We start from the raw sequence: 19729 nt of genomic DNA on the forward strand, positions 1-19729 counted from the left end.
CCCGGTTACACTCGATATCCATTCAAACGAATAGATGACTTCTCTGGTTGGAAAAGACAATGGCGGAAAGCACAATGCAGTTCGGAATCTTCAGCGTCGGCGACATCACTACCGACCCGACGACCGGTCACACCCCCACAGACGCCTCGCGCCTCAATGACGTCCTGACCATCGCTCAGCACGCTGAAGCGGTGGGCCTCGATGTGTTTGCCATGGGCGAGCACCACAACCCCCCGTTCTTCCCGTCGAGCCCCGTCGCGATCAACAGCTACCTCGCGGCCAAAACCTCGACCATCATCCTGTCGACCGCAACGACACTCATCACCACGAACGACCCGGTGCGCATCGCCGAGGAATACGCGATGCTCCAGCACCTCTCCGGCGGCCGGATGGATCTCACCCTCGGCCGTGGAAACACCGGCCCCGTGTACCCGTGGTTCGGTGAAGACATTCGCCAGGGCATCCCGCTCGCCCTCGAGAAGTACGCCCTGCTCCGGAAGCTCTGGCGCGAGGACGTCGTTGACTGGGAGGGCCAGTTCCGCACTCCGCTCCAGGGCTTCACCTCCACTCCGCGACCGCTCGACGGTGTGCCTCCGTTCATCTGGCACGGCTCGATCCGCTCTCCGGAAATCGCCGAGCAGGCCGCGTTCTACGGGGACGGCTTCTTCTCGAACCACATCTTCTGGCCAGCGTCACACACCCAGAAAATGGTTGCCTTCTACCGCCAGCGGTTCGAGCACTATGGTCACGGCCGCGCCGACCAGGCCATCGTCGGGCTCGGCGGACAGGTCTTCATGCGCAAGAACTCGCAGGATGCCGTCCGCGAATTCCGTCCGTACTTCGATAACGCCCCGGTGTACGGCCACGGCCCCAGCCTCGAGGACTTCACCTCCCAGACCCCGCTCACGGTGGGCAGCCCGCAGGAAGTCATCGACAAGACGCTCGGTTTCAGGGACTACGTCGGCGACTACCAGCGCCAGCTGTTCCTGATGGACCACGCCGGCCTGCCGCTCAAGACGGTGCTCGAGCAGCTCGACCTGCTCGGTGAAGAAGTGGTGCCGGTGCTCCGCAGGGAGTTCGCGAAGAACCGTCCGGCCGATGTGCCGGACGCTCCGACCCACTCGTCGCTCAAGGCCGCTGGCGCGTCGGCTCACAACGAGGCTCTCACCGATTCAGAGGTGAAGTAATGACCGCCAGGAAACTCGCCGTCGTTTCGGCAGGCCTCAGCCAGCCGTCATCCACGAGAATGCTCGCCGACCGCCTCACGGACGCGACAGTGGCGCGACTGCAGGAACAGGGTGTCGACGTCGAGGTCACGACGGTGGAGCTGCGCGACGTCGCCACCGACGTCATGAACAACATGCTGACCGGCTTCGCCAGTCCGAAGCTCGAGGCGGTCATTGATGCGGTGACCGGTGCCGACGGCCTGATCGCCGTCACACCGATCTTCACGACGAGCTACAGCGGCCTGTTCAAGTCGTTCTTCGATGTGCTCGACAACCGGTCACTCACCGATATGCCCGTGCTCATCGGAGCCACAGCCGGCACCGCGCGTCATTCCCTCGCCCTGGACTACGCGCTTCGCCCCATGTTCACCTACCTGCATTCCGTCGTCGTCCCGACGAGCGTCTTCGCCGCGTCGGAGGACTGGGGCAGCGGGGCGGACACGGTGAAGACCCTGCCGGACCGGATCGACAGAGCAGCCAGCGAACTCGTGCCGCTCGTCGCGGCATCCGATCGCTCTCGGCAGGTTCGCGACCCGTTCGGATTCGACGCGTCGCTGAGCCCGGTCGGCGGGTTCCAGCCCGGCTGAGCCGCGCGGGAGGACGGGTGCGGAGTACTCGTTCGCTGTTGACGACGATCGTGTGGTCAACTTGAGCCATGAAGACCAGCACAAAGAACCTCCTGATCGGCATCGTCGTCGTCATTCTCGCTGTCGTCGTTGCATCGTGGATCGTCAACATCGCGCTTGCCTTCCTCGCCGCCGCGATCAAGTTCGCCCTGATCGCCCTCGTCGCCGTAGTGCTGCTCATCGTTGTCGGCGCCTGGTGGGCCCGCACCCGCGACTAATCGCGCAGGGCGTCCGGGATGACGGCCGCTTTCCAGGCGTCGCTTCTGCCCTCCGGGATCTCGGGCAGCCACCACACGTGCTGACCCCAGACAAAGACCATCACGATAACCGTGGCAGCGACGTGAAGCGGCGTCGCATTCGTGCCGGGCAACAGCATCGAGACCACGACGACCGCCGCGGCTGCCGCACCCGCGACCGCTGACACGGTCACCGTGTTGAGCAGCCAGGTGCGCGGGAGTCGCGCCCTGACCGGCAGCCACCCGACCGTCAGCAGGAGAGCGACGCTGAAGCCGGCCAGCGCAACACCGGCAACAACCACCAGGTCGGATGCCGGGAGCCCGAAAATGCCGCCGGTTCCGCTCGCGCCGGCACTGACGTCGGCGACGAACCCGGGCAGCGCGAGCACGAGAGCAATCCAGACGGCGTAACCGACGGCGCAGGCGCCGAAGGTGAGGGCGGGCGTGCCCCTGTCACTCGGCGATCGCGCGAGGTGCAGTGCCAGTGCGGCAAGGATCACCGCGGCGTAGGCGAGGATCCAGAACGACGCGCCGAGGCCGTTGCCGGCCAGCAGCAACGCCGCGATCCCCAGGGTTGTGCACGACCCGGCCGCGCACGTCGCCGCCTGCCAGGTGGCAGCCGTGCGCAGCGTGTGTGCCGACGCCAGCGCACGCGCCAGCCAGCTGGCGGGCGCCCGCTCTCTGGCAGCCGCGCCCTCTCTGGTATTCGGGCTCGGTGGGGCATCCGCTTTCCGGGCCCCATCCGCTTTCTCGATGGCACCGATGAGGTGTCGCCAACGGTGCACGGCGACTCCGAGTCCGGCGACCAGTGCAACGAATATTGCCGCGAGGATGAGGGCTCCCGCCAGTACCGTCCCCGCGCCGGGCGCGCTCACGGTGACCGGGGTTGAGGATGCTGACAGAACGATGGTTGCGCCGAGAATCAGCACAGCGGCTCCCGCCCTGACCGGTGTGGCAACGAGCGGCACGAAGAGGACCAGTGGACGCAGGAGCGCGAGGAACAGGCGTCCGGGCGTCGACGTTGATCCCGAGATCGCCCGGGATGTCACGCGGATGCTGCGGGACAGCACGGCGAGAAGGTACCCAGGCGAGAGATCCCCGAGCGTGTTTCCGCCGCGGGTGAACACGCAACGGATCTGGTGTGGTGGCGCTGTTTCGCCCGGGTCCGCCGGAAAAGGTCGGTCAGGGCTCGCCGCCGCGTCCGCCAGCACACTGGACTGCACGGCGTCGATCGATGGCGGTTCGGTTCTCCTTCTGCCCGCCTGTTCGAGCGGCGGGTAGGAATGGATGAAGCGGGTCATGCCCGCAGCGGCATCCAGTCGTCCCCACCACCAGTCATTCGCGCGCCACCCCCTCGCGAGGAACCCGCCGAAGTTGACGGCGGCTATGCCGGCGAGCTTGTCTCGCGACGTGAGAGGTGTGCCGAACAGGCGAGCGAGGACGTCCTGGTCGATGTCGCTGGTCGGGCGTGAAAGTGCTGTGCGTGTTGCTGTCCGCATCTTGCGCTCGAGCAAGGCCGTGTAGTCGCCAGGCCTGGCCGCTGGTTCATCTCCGGTGATCCGCCAGAACGCCAGCGCGGAGATGGGTTCGGGGATCCCCATCGCCGCGAGGAACGGGGCAAGGTCGAGTGCTGTGAAGTCCGGTCGGCGCATCGGAATCCCGCTCCACGGCACATGTGCCCACACCCGGGCGGTGTGCGTGCTGGTGGTTGAATCGGCGTTGCTGCTGCGAGTACCGGTCTCGCCATGGCCGGGCGACGCGGTGCGGAGCGCGTCGAGGCACTCATCGAGGACGGCCCAGTGCCTCGCAACGGCACCGACGGCGGCGGAGTTCTCGCGAATCCATGCCGCAAGAACTGTGTCGGCCAGCCGGGCGGGCGACGATGCCGCGTCGAGCCGCTCGGCGTCGTCGAGCACGGCGCGAAGGCACAGGTCCCGCGCGTCGGTTGCCCGTGCGAGGACCTCGTAGACCCTGAGCCGGATGTCGGCGACCGCATCACTGGTCGCCACGACGCTTTCGAGCGACCGCACCCAGTTGAGCAGCGACAGCGTCGCATCCAGCAGCGCCTGGGGTCCGACGACGACAGCGCGGAAGAACTCCCTAGTCTCGGATTCGCCGGACAGATCGTCGAAGACGCGCTTGAAAAGGTGATCCAGTCCGCGACGTTCCTCGGCTGATCGCGCACGCCAGTCGGACCGCGTCGGCAGGTTGGTGCCGAGCTGCCACAGCGAGGGATCGGCGAGCACAAGCGTGATCCGCTGCAGATCCGCCGCCGCCCGGTACCGGATGTAGGCGCGTTGCGCCTCCACCCGGTCGTAGTCGTCAACGGCCGCTGGGGAGAAAACGGCGAAGGACTCGCTCCGTCCCTCCGATTGTTTGAGGGCGAGGCGGAACCGCTCGACTTCGTCTTCCTCCTCCGGCCCTGACTCCCTCATCACCTGTCGTCTCAGCGCCGCGACGATGACGGAGAGAAACTGGGACTGCCTGTCAGCCAGCCGCTCGAGCAACCGGTGGGGTCCGGCGGGCGCCGAGCCAGCATCCGCCCGCCCGTAGTGGGTCGGTCGCACCGAGGCGAGCGGCTCGGTCGGGGGACTCGGGTCGAGGTACAGCAGCGCCCGGGTGGCATTGACCCTCGAGGCCATACCGCGGACCGCCCGAAACGCCCGATCAATCGGAACGTTATCGAGCACGCCACCGTCGACGACGCGAAACGGATGTGACCAGTCGTCCCGGTGCGCGTGGAACGCGAAGGTCATATCGATGCTCTCCACATCCGGGACCCACGGGCCGTTGAGGGGTAGGCGCGTCGACTTCGAGAAGATGAGCGCAGGCTCGAACGCGCCCGGAAACGATGACGTCGTGCGCGCGGCGTAGGCGAGTCGAGCCAGGTCGGCTGCCGGCACCGGCCCGTCGCCGGAGGGAATCGCGCGGCCATACTCTGACGCCGAACCGTCATCACTGCCGACGAAGTGGAAATGACCGTTGGCGTCCTCAGTTGGCCGCGCGGCGGCATCCGTGTTGTCGATGAGCGTTGCCGAGAGATCAACGGCCATGCGGGTTGCACGGTGGAACGGATGATTGCCGGTGCCCGCATAGAGACGGTGGAGGACGCCCTTAAGTTCGGGCCAGAAGTATCCGTCACCGCGCAGGATGGAATCGACGCGCTCGAACCCGGGCGGGCGCAGGAGCCGCCAGACACTTCCTATGTCGCGCCAGACCGGCAAAAGCGCATCGACATCGGCACCCGCGCGCTGCGCTGTGGCGTACATCACGGCGTTGAGGCCACCGGCACTCGCACCGGCCAGAACGTCGAACTCGATGGCGTCGAACCCGCGCGAGTGCAGGAGTCGTGCGTAGGTCACGACGCGGTCGAGCCACACGGCGTCCAGCGTGATGTTTGATAGTGACTCCATCCCCCCCAGTGACGGGGGCACGATCACGGCGTACGTCGACCCGCCGGCATCCGTGCGGATGCGGATGCGACGCCACAGGTCCATCTCTGCTGTCGCACCACCGATCCAGACCGCGAGGCTCACTCCGCCGCGCATGGCCAGGGCGGCACGCAGAATTCGCGAGTGACGGGGCTGGAGCGCATCGAACTCGCTGACGCTGATCCGGCGGGGAGTGAGGCGCTCGCCGGGGTCGAGCGCGACCGCCATCAAGGTCGCCGGTTGCGCGCTGGTACCCATGTGCCATCCTTGCCGCGAGAGTGATGCGAGTCACCGTACTCTCGCGTCGATGCCTCTCGGTAGTGGCTCGATCGGAGGCTCAGGACGACGGTGGAGGCAGCCGTCTGGCCACCGAGCTGTCGGCCGTTCACCCAATGGACACGCGGGATGAGCAACTTCCCAGCGCACAAAAGGGGCCCTCTGCTAGGCTGGACACGGCTCGATAGCAATATCGGGCCCACATCAACGGAGCAGGCCGGCAGGAAGCTGGTCCTCGGTGGTGAATTTCTCTCACGTCGGTCTTCCCGACGTTCCTCCCTTCGGTGTATCGGCGGTAGTGAGAGCGGTTTTCTACTGGAGATCAGCCAGACCACACGGTCTGAGAATTTACTGCCTGTTCCTGCTCCTCGCAGAGCGTGCGCCCACACGGGGCAGCGCTAAACGTAAGGAGAGACCTATGGAAGGTCCAGAAATCAAGTTCGCCGAGGCAGTCCTCGACAACGGCAAGTTCGGAAAGCGCACAGTCCGCTTCGAAGCAGGACGTCTTGCACAGCAGGCACAGGGTGCCATTGCTGCATACCTCGATGAAGAAACCATGCTTCTCTCGGCCACCAGCGCCGGAAAGCACCCCAAAGACCAGTTCGACTTCTTCCCCCTCACGGTGGACGTTGAAGAGCGCAGCTACGCTGCAGGCAAGATCCCCGGCTCGTTCTTCCGTCGCGAAGGTCGTCCGTCTACCGAGGCCATCCTCGTTTGCCGCCTGATCGACCGTCCGCTCCGTCCGTCATTCGTGACCGGCCTGCGCAACGAAGTCCAGATCGTCATCACCGTCCTGAGCATCGCTCCCGACGAGTTCTACGACGCCCTGGCGATCAACGCAGCATCGATGTCGACGCAGATCTCGGGACTTCCGTTCTCGGGCCCGATCGCCGGCATCCGTCTCGCCCTCATCAACGGCCAGTGGGTCGCATTCCCGAAGGCATCGCAGCTCGCTGACGCCGTCTTCGACCTCACTGTCGCCGGCCGCCTCGTCACAGACGAGAACGGCAACGAAGACATCGCCATCATGATGGTTGAAGCCGAAGCCACCGAAGGTGCATGGGGCCTCATCCAGGCCGGCGCCCGCAAGCCGAACGAAGAGGTCGTCGCCGAGGGCCTCGACGCCGCGAAGCCGTTCCTTCTCCAGCTGGTCAAGGCTCAGTCCGAGCTCGCCGCACAGGCTGCCAAGGAAGTTCGCGAGTACCCGGTCTTCCTCCCGTACACCGACGAGACCCTCGCCGCTGTCTCCGAACTGGCCAAGACCGAGCTCACCTCGATCTACCAGATCGCCGACAAGCAGGAGCGTCAGAACGCTGACGACGAGCTCAAGGACCGCGTCAAGGCTGCCATCGCCGCCAAGGTCGAAGCAGGCGAACTGCCCGCAGACGCCAACAACCAGGTGTCGGCCGCGTACAAGTCCGTCACCAAGGACATCGTCCGCAGCCGCATCCTCACCGAGGGTGTCCGTATGGACGGCCGCGGCCTTGCAGACATCCGTCCGCTCGACGCCGAGGTTCAGGTCATTCCTCGCGTTCACGGTTCGGCGATCTTCCAGCGCGGAGAGACCCAGATCCTGGGTGTCACCACGCTGAACATGCTCAAGATGGAGCAGCAGATCGACTCACTGAGCCCGATCACGAAGAAGCGCTACCTGCACCACTACAACTTCCCGCCGTACTCCACCGGTGAGACCGGCCGCGTCGGTTCGCCGAAGCGTCGCGAGATCGGGCACGGCTTCCTCGCCGAGCGCGCACTCGTTCCGGTTCTTCCGAGCCGCGAGGAATTCCCGTACGCCATCCGTCAGGTGTCTGAGGCTCTCAGCTCCAACGGTTCGACGTCGATGGGTTCCGTTTGCGCCTCGACCCTGTCGCTGCTCAACGCCGGTGTGCCGCTGCGCGCCCCGGTTGCCGGTATCGCCATGGGCCTCGTCTCCGACGAGGTTGACGGCCAGACCCGCTACGCGGCTCTCACCGACATCCTCGGTGCAGAAGACGCACTCGGCGACATGGACTTCAAGGTTGCCGGTACTTCTGAGTTCGTCACGGCGATCCAGCTCGACACCAAGCTCGACGGCATCCCCGCCTCCGTGCTCAAGGCCGCGCTGACCCAGGCCAAGGAGGCTCGCACCACGATCCTCTCCGTCCTGAACGCCGCGATCGACGCTCCGGATGAAATGGCACCGACCGCACCTCGCGTGATCAGCGTCAACATCCCCGTCGACAAGATCGGTGAGCTGATCGGCCCCAAGGGCAAGACGATCAACGCCATCCAGGACGAGACCGGCGCAGACATCTCGATCGAAGAAGACGGCACCGTGTACATCGGCGCTGTCGACGGACCGTCGGCTGAGGCAGCTCGTGCCCAGGTCAACGCGATCGCCAACCCGACCAACCCTGAGGTTGGCGAGCAGTTCCTCGGAACCGTCGTGAAGATCGCCACATTCGGCGCCTTCGTCTCGCTGCTCCCGGGCAAGGACGGCCTGCTGCACATCTCTGAGGTGCGCAAGCTCGCCGGTGGCAAGCGTGTTGAGAACGTCGAAGACGTCCTCGGCGTCGGACAGAAGATCCTCGTTCAGATCACGAAGATCGACGACCGCGGCAAGCTCTCGCTTGAGCCGGTTGTCGCCGAAGAGTCTGAGCGTGTTCACTCCGAAGAGCCCGCTGAAGGTGGCGACACCGCGCAGGCTCCTCGCGTTCACGCCGAGCAGCCCGCTGAAGGCTAAGCAGCTCTCTTCTGAATAACGGATGCCCCGCCTCGAGAAATCGAGGCGGGGCATCCGTTCGTTAACGTGTGACGTCGGGCTTAGTCCCGTTGCGCGCGCTCCAGCAGGGGAGCGGCCCGGAACGGGATCAGCTCGCCCATCGCCAGCGAGGTCTCGGCGCGGTCGACCCCGTCGCACGCGAGGATGAGGCTCGACACGCGGAACAGGTCGTCGGCGTCGGTGGCAACGACCCGCACGAGGAGGTCACTTGAACCACTCAGCCCGTGCGCCTGGATGATCTCGGGGATCTTCGAGAGCTGTTCGACGATCGCCCCGAGCTTCTGCTGCTGCAGATGGACCGAGATGAACGCCGACAACGGGTAACCCAGCGCGGCCGGGTTGATCCGCCGCTCGAACGAACCGAGCACATCGGTCGAGTCGATGGCGCTCAGCCGTGCCTGCACGGTGTTGCGTGACAACCCGAGTTTCTCGGCGAGGGCAACGATCGACGATCGCGGATCTTCAGCGAGCGCCAGGAGAAGGCGAGTGTCTGTGCGGTCGAGCTTGTGCATAGTGCCAGAGACTAGCAGCCCCTGTTTCGATCTCACCGGGCAGAATGCGCAATCGGAACGACGACGGTTGTGCCCATTGACGGCCCGGCGTACCGTCGCACGTACATCTGGCAACGGCGCCGGATGCTGAATTGCTGCGATCCAGCGGTTCAGTACACGAAAGAAAGTGGCGTGTAACTGTGTCCACCACCCATGAAGGCACACGAATTCACGAGGCGCACGACGAGTACGGTCTGCACCTCGGTTCCCTCGAAGATGTCGTCCAGCTCGTTCGGCCGGACGGCACACGCGTCAGCAACCCGGGTTTCGATCCGTGGGTCGACGACGTCTCCACAGAACAGCTCATCGACCTGTACGAAGACATGGTCGTCGTCCGGCGCATCGACACGGAAGCCACAGCGCTTCAGCGGCAGGGTGAGATCGGACTCTGGCCACCGCTGCTCGGCCAGGAAGCTGCGCAAATCGGCTCGGCCCGTGCGCTGCGAAGCGACGACTTCGTGTTCTCGAGCTATCGCGAGAACGGCGTCGCCTACTGCCGCGGCGTCGACTTCACCGACCTGATGCGGGTCTGGCGCGGCAGCGCGGCATCCGGCTGGAATCCGTACGAGGTCGGCATGGCCACACCGGCCGTCATCATCGGCGCACAGACTCTCCACGCCACGGGGTACGCGCTCGGCTGCAAACACGACGGCGTCGACTCGGTCACGATCGCCTATTTCGGCGACGGCGCAACGAGCCAGGGCGACGTCAACGAGGCTCTCGTCTTCGCGGCGAGTTTCTCGGCCCCGGTCGTCTTCTTCTGCCAGAACAACCAGTGGGCGATCTCCGAACCGGTGGGACTGCAATCGCAGCGCCACATCTCGGACCGTGCACCGGGCTTCGGCATCCCGAGCATGCGTATTGACGGCAATGACGTGCTCGCCGTGATGGCCGCGACGCGCATCGCTCTCGATCGGGCGCGCTCCGGCGGCGGACCCACCTTCATCGAGGCGGTCACCTACCGGATGGGTCCGCACACCACGAGCGATGACCCCACCCGATACCGTCCGGCGGGCGAACTCGACGAGTGGCGCGCAAAGGACCCGATCACGCGCATCGCCGCCCTCCTCGACGCGCGCGGCGCGTTCACGGAAGAGCTGCGGTCGAGAGTGGATGGAAGATCGGATGCCGTGGCCAGCGAACTGCGGGCGGCGTGCCTCTCGATCCCCAAGCCAGATCCGCTCACCGTTTTCGATCACGTCTTCGCCGAGCCGCACTCGGGCCTTGAGCGGCAGAAGAGCCAGTACGCCGCGTACCTCGCGTCGTTCGGAAGCAGCGATGCCGACAGCGACGCCGAAGGGAGCGAGTCATGAGCCAGATGACGATGGCCGGTGCGCTCAACGACGGACTCCGTCGCTCGCTCGCCCGCGACGACAAGGTGGTGCTCCTGGGAGAAGACATCGGCAAGCTCGGCGGAGTCTTCCGCATCACGGACAAGCTGCAGGGGGAGTTCGGTCCTCGTCGCGTGATCGACACCCCGCTCGCCGAGGCCGGCATCATTGGCACGGCGGTCGGCCTCGCCATCCGCGGGTATCGCCCGGTCTGCGAGATCCAGTTCGACGGCTTTATCTACCCGGGCTTCGACCAGATCGTCGCCCAGGTTGCCAAGCTGCACTACCGAACCAGGGGCAACGTGAGAATGGCCATCACCATCCGTGTGCCCTTCGGTGGCGGCATCGGCGCTGTCGAACACCACTCGGAGTCACCCGAGGCGTACTTCGCGCACACGGCAGGACTCCGGGTGGTGTCGTGCTCAAACCCGCAGGACGCCCACACGATGATCCAGCAGGCCATTGCCAGCGACGACCCGGTGCTGTTCTTCGAACCCAAGCGCCGGTACTGGCAGAAGGGCGACGTCGACACCGAGCTCGGGGCAAAGGCGGCGCCGCTCGGCCAGGCTCGGGTCGTGCGGCCGGGAACCGACGTCACACTGGTGGCGTACGGCCCGCTCGTGCGGACGGCGCTGGATGCCGCTGCTGCGGCGGCAGACGACGGTGTGGCAGTTGAAGTCATCGATCTCCGCTCACTCTCGCCGGTGGACTTCGCGACGGTGGAGGCATCCGTTCGGAAAACCGGCCGGCTGGTGATCACCCACGAGGCCGCGCAATCCGGCGGGATGGGCGCTGAGATCACCGCGTCGATCACCGAGCGCTGCTTTGACTGGCTCGAGGCCGCGCCGGCGAGGGTCACCGGGTTTGACACGCCATACCCGCCGGCCTCGCTCGAGGACGCGTTCCTGCCCGACCTCGACCGGATTCTCGACGCTGTCGATCGCGTCCTCGGCCGTCGAAATTCCCTGACGGGTTGGAAGGCAACAGCATGAGCATCGTGAACTTCGCCCTGCCCGATCTGGGTGAGGGGCTCACCGAGAGTGAGATCGTGGCGTGGCGGGTTGCCGTCGGTGACACGGTGACGCTCAACCAGGTCATCGCTGAGGTCGAGACAGCCAAGGCGCTCGTCGAGTTGCCGTCTCCCTTCGCCGGCACGGTGTCGCAGCTGTTCGCCGACGAGGGCACGACGGTCAACGTCGGTGAGCCGATCGTGGCGTTCGAGGTCACGGTTGGTCTGGGGACCGACGAGCCAACTGATGTGCCCACTGACGGAGCACCGAATGACGTCGACGTCGACGCCGAGACGGGAGCGGGTGAACCGGATGCCGGTAGTCAGCGGGTGCGGACGGCAGCTGGTGATGCTGGTGCGGGCGTCGGAGCGGCGTCGGCGGAGAGTTCGCGGGGGAGGGGAGAGCGGGAACCGGTGCTCGTCGGGTACGGCCCGCGGGTCGACCGGGGCGACCGGCCCCAGCGGCGTGCACGATGGGGAGCGGGCGAGGGCGCCAACCCGGGCAACGCCGCACCCAGCGATCAGGGTCTTGACGCAGGCAGCACGGTGGCACCGGAGGAGCCAGCGAGGTCGGAGGCCGAGCGCCCCCGCTCGACACCGCCCGTTCGGAAGCTCGCTCGAGATCTGGGCATCGACCTCGCAACGGTCACGGGCACGGGGGAGACCGGGCTCATCACGCGGGAGGACATTGAGCGGGCCGCCGGCCACGTGACGGCATCCGTTACTGCGCCGCAGGAAAACGCACGCGAGGACGTCGCCGAGGGCGCTGACGTCGACGGAGGGGATCTCGCGCTGAGCGCGGCGCGTGGGCGTCGAGCGGATGTCAGGGTTCCGATTCGAGGCGTTCGAAAAGCGACCGCCGAGGCGATGGTGCGGTCCGCGTTTACGGCGCCGCACGTCACGGAGTTCCTCACGATCGACGTGACCGCCGGTATGGACCTCGTGCGGTCGCTCGCGGACACTCCGGAGTTCCGGGGCAAACGTCTGTCGATCCTCACCCTCGCGGCAAAGGCGGTGATCCTGGCGGCTGCCCGGACTCCCGAAGTGAATTCGCGGTGGGACGAAGACGCACAGGAGATCGTGCAGCTCGGCGCTGTGCATCTCGGTATCGCTGCCGCCACCGGGCGTGGGCTCATCGTGCCGAACATCAAGGACGCGGACACCCTGAGTCTCGCCGGGCTGCGTGACGCGCTCGACGCGCTCATCGAGAGCGCTCGGGCTGGGGCGACCAGCCCGCAGAGCCTCGCCGGCGGAACCATCACCATCACCAATGTCGGCGTGTTCGGTGTCGACGCCGGCACGCCGATCCTCAACCCGGGTGAGGCGGCGATTCTGGCCATCGGGGCGGTGCGGCGGATGCCATGGGAATACCGGGGCGAGATCGCGCTGCGCGAGGTCATGACGTTGAGCCTGTCGTTCGACCATCGTCTGGTGGATGGGGAGCAGGGGTCGAGGTTCCTCGTCGATGTCGGCAACATCCTCAGCAACCCGGGGATGGTTCTGACGATGGTGTGAGGCGCCGTGAGAAACGCCTCAACCGCTATGCTCGGCGACGTGACCGATGCTGACGACGACCGTGACGAACTCGATCTCTGGACACCGGAGGCACGCGAGCAGGTGCGGCGCACCGGTGAAGCGCTGCTGGATGCTGTTCGGGAGCAACTCGCCGCACTCGACGCCATAGGTCCCGAATCTGATCTGGAGGAGCTTCACCGGATGGGCAACCGGGTTGATGACGCTGCGGTTGCGTTCTGTGATTGCCAGTACGCGCTGAGCGGGGAGTACTTTTCGTTCGCCGAGGTCACCGAATCGGACGACGAAGACGACGAAGACGTCGAGGATGATGACGAGGACGAGGGCGAACCGGAGGAGATCCCGGTGATCAGCGTCCTGCAGCGTGCCGAGTACAACGTCGTGGACTCCGCGGCCGTTCTCGCGGCAGGCCGCGAGGCGTACCTGCGGATGTGGCCATCCGACAGCGACGAGGACGCCCGATCACGGGTGGACTGGTTGGGAGCCGCACTCTACGAAATCGCGCACGCCGATGGCTGGCAGCATCTGGGAAAAACGACCGGGCTGCAGCCCGCCGGCGTCATCACCGACGTCATCGCTCCGGCGGAGCTGATCGACCTCCATGCGGACGTCGAGGACGGGCCGGATCCAGCGTTTTCGGTGCAGGGGAACGTGCTGCACAGGACCGTCGACCAGTGGGGCCCGCCGCCGAAGTCCATCAGTTAGGCATCAGGCCGGCTGGATGTACAAAGGCGATGACGCCAGCGCCGGTGAACAGCAGTCCGACCACGCCTACGATCGGTGCCCACCATGCCCGGGCCGAAAGAGCGTAGATACTCGTTGAGAGACCCGCGAGTACGACGTTCGGATAGGCAATGAGCCGCGCGACACCCGCTGGGTCACCGACCTCGGCTGTGACCAACACCGTCACTGCAATCGATCCGATGAGGAATGTGATTGTCGACACCAACCAGCCAATTGCGGCAATACCGAAGAGGGTCTCGCGCCACCGGTCAGACGATGGCTCCATGTACTTTTTCACCGGGCCGGCCAAGAGGTCATGCAGGTCGGCGAACGTGTGGGGAGCCGACGGAATGTTGAGGAACTTCACCAGATCATCCTCGTCTCGATAAGCGATGCTCTTGACGAGTTCCTCTTTTTCCTTCGCTGTTGTCCAGCCATCGAGAGCGATGCCCCACCGACCGGCCTGATCGGGGTAGCCCATCTCTCGGTACACCTCGGCCAGCGCACGACGAACGCGGAGGTCTCCCGGGTCCGCCCAGGCAGCGTTCTTCAGAACGTTGAGGGCAAGTCGTACGTTGCCATCTCGTCGGAGTTCCTGCGACAGGTTCAGTGGGTCGAGCACGCCGACTAGCTTCCAGCCATGGCGACGAAGCCCACGATGGAGCCGACCGTCACGAGGAGACCACAGAGGCAGAGCGACGCGGTCCGTCTTGTCCATCGGCGTTGAGCGACGGCCGCTGCTGTAAGCATCAACAACGCGAACCCGGCCAGGGCAACACTCGCGAGTAGGACATAGCGGGCAAGACCTGGCGAATCGGCGAACCCGAAGACAGCCGCGACGAAGACGGAAAGGATCCCTAACACCAGCGCGCTGATCGCGAAACCGAAGCAGACGGACGCGGCGGTCGTGAACCCAGCGCCCCGTTTGTCCGTCGAAGCACTCAAATAGCGATCGAGCCGCTCACGGTTGCGTGCAGCGAAGTGCTCACGGTAATGAGCGACCGGACCGTCGAGGAGCGCGACGATATCGGGTCGTGCCGCTACCATCCCGGGCGGCAGCACCAGAAACTCCTCGATATCCTGGTCGGTGACGCGCGACGATGCGAGCAAACGCGCCAGCCGGTCCCGCTCGATCGATGTGGTCCAGCCCTCGACGGCGATTCCCCACCGACCAGCCTGGTCGGAGTGCCCCATGTCTCGATACAGTTCGGCGAGAGCTATCCGAAGTTCCATCGATCGAGGGTCTCTGCGCACGTGGGTCGTGAGCAGCTCGACTGCTCCGCGCCGATTCCCAGCAGCGTGCAGCTGGCGTGAGCGGTTGATGCGGCGAGCAACGTAAAGTGCATGGGGCCCGGGCATTGTCTTATCAAATCAGTCGGTGAGCTGTTTCGTCGCTACCCCATTCGGGCGGTGTCGTCTCGGTGCGCGTGCACCCGGTCTCGAGCTGGGTAATCAACGCGAACTAGCCAACGAGTAAGTCCGCAAGACGGCTGATCGCGGTGCCCGTGACGAGTAGCGAGACAACGCCGAGCGTCGCGGCCCACCGCAGCTCTCGCTGGGCCGCGGCTGCCGCAGCATTCATGAGGAGCGCGAATCCGACGAGCACGCCACCGGAGCCGCCGAGCCATTGCGCAAGAACGAGCAGTTCGTCGCGCCCCGGGAACCACTCGATGAAGGACATGATCAGGTGGATGCCGACGACCACGAACGCGGCCACCCAGACGACTTTGGCGACGACGGTGAAGAAACGGCTTGGCGGGTTCGGCCGCTTGACGATCTTGTCGTCATAGCGTGGGCGATAGCGGGCGACCGGGCCATCGAGCAAAGCCTCGATAGTGGGGTACTCATCGAGATTGCGTGTGGGAAGCGCGAGGAAGGCGGGTACGTCCTGAGGCGCAACGCCGGATGATGCGAGCAAACGTGCGAGCCGGTCCTGCTCGCGCGGTGTTGCCCAGCCGTCGATAAGGATGCCCCAGCGGCCGGCCTGGTCTGGGCAGTCGATCTCGCGATACAGCTCGGCGAGCAGGAGGTGGAGCGGACGGGAGTCCGGCTGTGCGCGGACCGCGGCCTTCAGTGCCTGTCGAGCCGCAGACGACCTTCCGACACGGATGAGCTGATGAGCGCGATTGATCTCATTCGCCTCCTCCTGGTGTTGCGATACGGGCATGTGAACATCGAATCGGTTTGCGCGCTCCGCGGCGAGACCCCAGATCGGGCATCGCGACTGATTCCGCATCGCTTGCCATCCAAGCGATCCCGTGCGAAGATTTCTACTTCTGTTCCCTCACGATAGGTAATTGCTGTGGACATCTTCGGTTCCGCGCCGCTTCCCGCGCGCTGACGACCGTCGATTCGCCACATCAGGCTCCGGTATTCAGCGCGACCGCTGACTACCCCGGAGTCCCATGTTTTCGCACAGCAACGCAACAGTCACACTCACCGATCTCGGCTTCTCCTGGCCCAACGGTGACATTGCTCTCGCCCACATCTCAGGCACCTTCGGATCGGGGCGCACCGGTCTCGTCGGCGCCAATGGATCGGGCAAATCAACACTCCTCCGCCTCGTGGCCGGGGAACTCACTCCGTCCTCCGGCCGGGTCGCCGTAGCCGGTGAGGTGGGATACCTGCCCCAGAACCTGACCCTCCGCGTCGAGGCGACGATCGCCGATCTCCTGGGCATTCGTGGAAAGCTCGCGGCGCTCAGAGCGATTGAGTCCGGTGATGTGGCGGCCCACCACTTCGACGTGCTCGGTGACGACTGGGACATCGAAGCGCGGGCACGCGAAGCGCTCGCCGAAATTGGTCTGGCAGGCGCCGACCTCGGCAGGAGGGTGGACCGGATCTCGGGCGGTGAGGCAATGCTCGTCGCGACGACGGGGCTCAGGCTTCGCCGGACCGCGATCACGCTTCTCGACGAGCCGACGAACAACCTCGATCGGGATGCCCGCACACGCCTGGCCGGCCTGGTCGCGTCGTGGCCTGGTGCCCTCGTCGTCGTGAGTCACGATGTGTCGCTGCTCGAGGGAATGGACGAGACCGCAGAACTGTACGGGGGAGAGCTCTCGGTGTTCGGTGGGCCGTACAGCGAGTGGCGCGCTCATCGCGAGCAGGAGCAGTCCGCCGCCGTCCAGGCGGTGCGCTCAGCGGGGCAGGCGGTGAAGGTCGAGAAGAAACAACGCATCGAGGCCGAAACGAAGCTCGCGCGACGCGCGCAGATGGGTCAGAAGGCGTTCGAGAACAAGCGGATGCCGAAGATTGTCATGCACGGCCTGCGGTCACAGGCCCAGGTTTCCGCCGCAAAGCTCCGTGCCGGAATGGACCGCGACATCAGGTCTGCGCAGTCGGTGCTGGATGCCGCTGAGGCGCGTGTCCGCGAAGACGAACCCATCCTGCTCGACCTCCCGGATCCGGACGTGCCGGCGGCCCGGAAGATCGCCGAACTGCGCGCCGCAAACCGCACGGTCATCATCCAGGGTCCCGAGAGAGTAGCGATCACCGGTCCGAACGGCGTGGGGAAGACCACGCTGCTCGACAGTCTGGTTCTCGGCACTGCCCGTGGCCTCGGCAGCGCAGGCGGTTACGCCGGCGTGAATGAACCGGAGGGAGCGGGTGCGATCAGCGCGCGGCGACTCACCGACCGGGTGGGATATCTGCCGCAGCGACTCGACGGGCTCGACGAGAACGCCAGCATGCTCGACAACGTGCAGGCCGCCGCACCGACTGTTGCCCCGGGCATCCTGCGTAACCGGCTCGCCCGGTTCCTGCTCCGGGGCGACAGCGTGCACCGCGAGGTGCGCACGCTCTCGGGCGGTGAGCGGTTCCGGGTCTCGCTCGCGCGACTGTTGTTTGCGGATCCGCCCTCGCAGCTTCTGGTACTCGACGAGCCCACGAACAACCTGGACCTGCAGAGTATCGATCAGCTCGTCGATGCGCTCCGAAGTTACCGCGGTGCGGTACTCGTTGTGAGCCACGATGAGGCGTTCCTCGACAGGCTCGACCTCGACGCGACCTGGGAACTCGGCGCGGATGGATCGCTCACGGCGGCCCGGTGACGTCAGTATTCGGCAGCGTTTTTCAGTGCTCGTGGAGCTCGTCGGCCTCGTCGGCCCCGCCTCGTCCCGCCCGTCGAACCCGCTGTTCATCGCGGCGAATGAGCACGAGGCCGACCACCCCGACCACGAGAGCCGCGACGAATGCCCACACCAGTGCTGTGCCCAGATTCGCAAAGATCAGGTCACCGAAGATCACGAGAACGGTCGCCAGTGCTGCAATTGCAAGCAGCAATCCGAGAGCGATGTTTACGCGTCGTCGACTGATCGTCCCGCGTCGAAAAGTGGCAGAGGAGACCCTGTTCAGGTTGGGCACCAGAACCTCGATGGCCGGATTGACCGGTTCGGGCGATGGTGGGTTCGCCGGAAGCGCCGTGGGTGGGGGCTCATCGTCGTTGCTGGCCATGGGCCCATAGTAAGTCAGGCCGTCGTGAAGGTCAGCACTGCGAGCGTTGCCGCAATAGTCCCGACGATCGTCAGGACGCCGGCACCCAGCCTGCGGTTCTCGACCGCGCACGCCCCGGCCGAGACCCAGGAGGAAACCGCCGCTGGAGCGAGGAAGCATCCGGCGCTGATGCGTGCGACGGTACGGGCATCCGCCAGTTCGAAGAAGGCGACGATGAAGACGGCCACCACCGCGAGTATCCCGCCCACCACGGTCGTGATCCAGCAGAACGCGGCGAGCGGGAAGAGCAGCTCGCCCCAAGGTGACTCGTCGGTCGCGGCGGCCGCTCTGCGTTGCGCCACGTGCGCGGCGAGCGGCCCGTCCACCACTTCCTCGAGATCCGGGTAACTCTCGACAGGCCCAGTGAGCGCCAGGAACTCGACCAGATCGTCGCGCGGGGTGCCGACCGGTGCCAGCAGCCGCGCCAGCCGATCCCGTTCGACCGCGGTCGTCCAGCCCTCGATGGCGATGCCCCAGCGGCCCGCCTGATCCGGGGAGTTCATCTCGCGGTACAACTCGGCGAGGGCGAGTCGAAGCGGGGTGGCCTCCGGGTCTGACCGGACGGCAGCCTTGAGCAGCTCGAGTGCCGCGCGTCGTTTGCCCTCGCCCCACAGCGTGCGCGCCCGGTCCACCTTCTGTGTTACCTCGCCAGGCGCGGGGTTGGAGGCAGGGGGCTGCTGCGGCATGGGCCCATCAAAGCAGAGAGGTGGGCGCCGCGGCGTCACCCCGTTCGGGAGGACCCCGTTGTGTGGGTGTGGGTGTGGGTGTGGGTGTGGGTGTGACGTGTTTGGAGGGCAGCGTCGACTCGGGTCGCAGCGGCACCGCTCAGGAGAGCGCGGCGAACGCCATCCGCTCGAGGATGTCACGGAGATCGTTCTGGGGGAGCTGATCACCGCTATACGGGGTCGAGTTCATGAGCCCGAACGCGGCGTGCGCCCTGATCCTCAGGGCCGCCGCGTCTGTTGTGGGCTGCATTCGCTGCAGGATTGCCACCCACAGCTCGACGTACCGGCGCTGGAGGGTTCTCACCGTGCGGCGGTCCTCCTCCGAGAGGCTGTCGAGATCGCGATCCTGGACCCGGATGACATCGGGATTGGCGAGCGCGAAACGCACGTGGAATTCGACGAGAGCGCGAAGCGCGAGTTCTCCGTCCGGCGCCCTCGCCACGACATCCGTTCCACCCGACAGCAGCTCACGGCTCACATCGATGAGGAGCGCAGCGAGAAGCGCCTGCTTGCTCTCGAAGTGCCGGTAGACCGCCGGACCGCTCATGCCGACAGCGGCTCCCAGGTCTTCGATCGATACCCCGTTGAAGCCGCGTTCGGCGAACCGGGAGGCAGCCGCGGCGAGCAGGGCCTGCCGTCGTTGTGCCTTCGCCGCGCTGCGGCCGAGCCTGATGGATCCAGACTCCGTCGTGACTGGGTGATCATCGATGATGGTGTCGTCGGCCATTGCGCCCTCCGTTGGAAGCGATGCTGGACATTTGAGTTAATCCATACTAACATCGGGGTCAGTTAACGGGGACTAACCGA

At 65.8% G+C, this 19729-nt stretch carries 17 protein-coding genes; 9 read left to right on the top strand and 8 right to left on the bottom strand.

Annotated elements, in window-relative coordinates; all coding sequences use genetic code 11:
* The first annotated feature begins 74 nt into the window (after window positions 1–74).
* From AC1X6S_RS11010 to AC1X6S_RS11020, 3 genes are all read left to right on the top strand, one after another.
* The gene (locus AC1X6S_RS11010; RefSeq protein WP_483405908.1) at window positions 75–1187 is read left to right on the top strand and encodes an LLM class flavin-dependent oxidoreductase; all 1113 of its coding nucleotides are present in this window, start codon (window positions 75–77) and stop codon (window positions 1185–1187) included.
* Complete coding sequence (locus AC1X6S_RS11015; RefSeq protein WP_483405777.1) at window positions 1187–1813, top strand: FMN reductase; 627 nt, start codon at window positions 1187–1189, stop codon at window positions 1811–1813. The genes AC1X6S_RS11010 and AC1X6S_RS11015 overlap by 1 nt, the downstream gene beginning before the upstream one ends.
* Window positions 1814–1881: 68 nt before the next feature.
* On the top strand, window positions 1882–2070 hold the full coding sequence (locus AC1X6S_RS11020; protein ID WP_483405778.1) for a hypothetical protein: 189 nt from the start codon (window positions 1882–1884) through the stop codon (window positions 2068–2070).
* Here the strand turns inward: AC1X6S_RS11020 and AC1X6S_RS11025 are convergent.
* On the bottom strand, window positions 2067–5777 hold the full coding sequence (locus AC1X6S_RS11025) for a DUF3376 domain-containing protein (protein ID WP_483405779.1): 3711 nt from the start codon (window positions 5775–5777) through the stop codon (window positions 2067–2069). The two genes, AC1X6S_RS11020 and AC1X6S_RS11025, sit on opposite strands and share 4 nt — an antisense overlap.
* A gap of 436 nt (window positions 5778–6213) precedes the next feature.
* Between AC1X6S_RS11025 and AC1X6S_RS11030 the strand changes: the two genes are divergently transcribed.
* The gene (locus tag AC1X6S_RS11030) at window positions 6214–8517 is read left to right on the top strand and encodes a polyribonucleotide nucleotidyltransferase (protein ID WP_483405780.1); all 2304 of its coding nucleotides are present in this window, start codon (window positions 6214–6216) and stop codon (window positions 8515–8517) included.
* A gap of 80 nt (window positions 8518–8597) precedes the next feature.
* Here AC1X6S_RS11030 and AC1X6S_RS11035 read toward each other — a convergent pair whose 3' ends face one another.
* On the bottom strand, window positions 8598–9068 hold the full coding sequence (locus AC1X6S_RS11035; RefSeq protein WP_483405781.1) for an Lrp/AsnC family transcriptional regulator: 471 nt from the start codon (window positions 9066–9068) through the stop codon (window positions 8598–8600).
* A 206-nt stretch (window positions 9069–9274) separates the two neighbouring features.
* Between AC1X6S_RS11035 and pdhA the strand changes: the two genes are divergently transcribed.
* From pdhA to AC1X6S_RS11055, 4 genes are read left to right on the top strand one after another with little or no spacing between them, the layout of a single operon-like run.
* Window positions 9275–10420 (top strand): pyruvate dehydrogenase (acetyl-transferring) E1 component subunit alpha, encoded by a 1146-nt coding sequence (pdhA, locus tag AC1X6S_RS11040; protein ID WP_483405909.1) that lies wholly within the window; start codon window positions 9275–9277, stop codon window positions 10418–10420.
* Window positions 10417–11430 (top strand): alpha-ketoacid dehydrogenase subunit beta, encoded by a 1014-nt coding sequence (locus tag AC1X6S_RS11045; protein ID WP_483405782.1) that lies wholly within the window; start codon window positions 10417–10419, stop codon window positions 11428–11430. Before pdhA ends, AC1X6S_RS11045 begins: the two co-directional genes overlap by 4 nt.
* Window positions 11427–12962 (top strand): dihydrolipoamide acetyltransferase family protein, encoded by a 1536-nt coding sequence (locus tag AC1X6S_RS11050; protein ID WP_483405783.1) that lies wholly within the window; start codon window positions 11427–11429, stop codon window positions 12960–12962. Before AC1X6S_RS11045 ends, AC1X6S_RS11050 begins: the two co-directional genes overlap by 4 nt.
* 39 nt (window positions 12963–13001) lie before the next feature.
* Window positions 13002–13685, top strand: coding sequence for a hypothetical protein (locus tag AC1X6S_RS11055; RefSeq protein WP_483405784.1), 684 nt, complete (start codon window positions 13002–13004; stop codon window positions 13683–13685).
* Here AC1X6S_RS11055 and AC1X6S_RS11060 read toward each other — a convergent pair.
* The 3 genes from AC1X6S_RS11060 to AC1X6S_RS11070 form a co-directional block, all read right to left on the bottom strand.
* A complete protein-coding gene (locus AC1X6S_RS11060) occupies window positions 13678–14325 on the bottom strand; it encodes a DUF6584 family protein (protein ID WP_483405785.1) in 648 nt (215 codons plus the stop codon). The two genes, AC1X6S_RS11055 and AC1X6S_RS11060, sit on opposite strands and share 8 nt — an antisense overlap.
* Before the next feature lie 5 nt (window positions 14326–14330).
* A complete protein-coding gene (locus tag AC1X6S_RS11065) occupies window positions 14331–15062 on the bottom strand; it encodes a DUF6584 family protein (protein ID WP_483405786.1) in 732 nt (243 codons plus the stop codon).
* Between the two features lie 103 nt (window positions 15063–15165).
* Window positions 15166–15870 (bottom strand): DUF6584 family protein, encoded by a 705-nt coding sequence (locus AC1X6S_RS11070; RefSeq protein ID WP_483405787.1) that lies wholly within the window; start codon window positions 15868–15870, stop codon window positions 15166–15168.
* Between the two features lie 238 nt (window positions 15871–16108).
* On the opposite strand from AC1X6S_RS11070, the gene AC1X6S_RS11075 reads away from it, so the two are divergent.
* Window positions 16109–17755: an ABC-F family ATP-binding cassette domain-containing protein gene (locus tag AC1X6S_RS11075; protein WP_483405788.1), complete on the top strand. Its 1647-nt coding sequence runs from the start codon at window positions 16109–16111 to the stop codon at window positions 17753–17755.
* Window positions 17756–17777: 22 nt separating this feature from the next.
* Here the strand turns inward: AC1X6S_RS11075 and AC1X6S_RS11080 are convergent, their stop codons facing one another.
* The 3 genes from AC1X6S_RS11080 to AC1X6S_RS11090 form a co-directional block, all read right to left on the bottom strand.
* A complete protein-coding gene (locus AC1X6S_RS11080) occupies window positions 17778–18158 on the bottom strand; it encodes a hypothetical protein (protein WP_483405789.1) in 381 nt (126 codons plus the stop codon).
* Between the two features lie 14 nt (window positions 18159–18172).
* On the bottom strand, window positions 18173–18883 hold the full coding sequence (locus AC1X6S_RS11085) for a tetratricopeptide repeat protein (protein WP_483405790.1): 711 nt from the start codon (window positions 18881–18883) through the stop codon (window positions 18173–18175).
* Window positions 18884–19022: 139 nt separating this feature from the next.
* Window positions 19023–19649: an SACE_7040 family transcriptional regulator gene (locus tag AC1X6S_RS11090; RefSeq protein WP_483405791.1), complete on the bottom strand. Its 627-nt coding sequence runs from the start codon at window positions 19647–19649 to the stop codon at window positions 19023–19025.
* Window positions 19650–19729: the final 80 nt, after the last annotated feature.

It is taken from the genome of Mycetocola sp. Y442 (genome assembly GCF_056898615.1).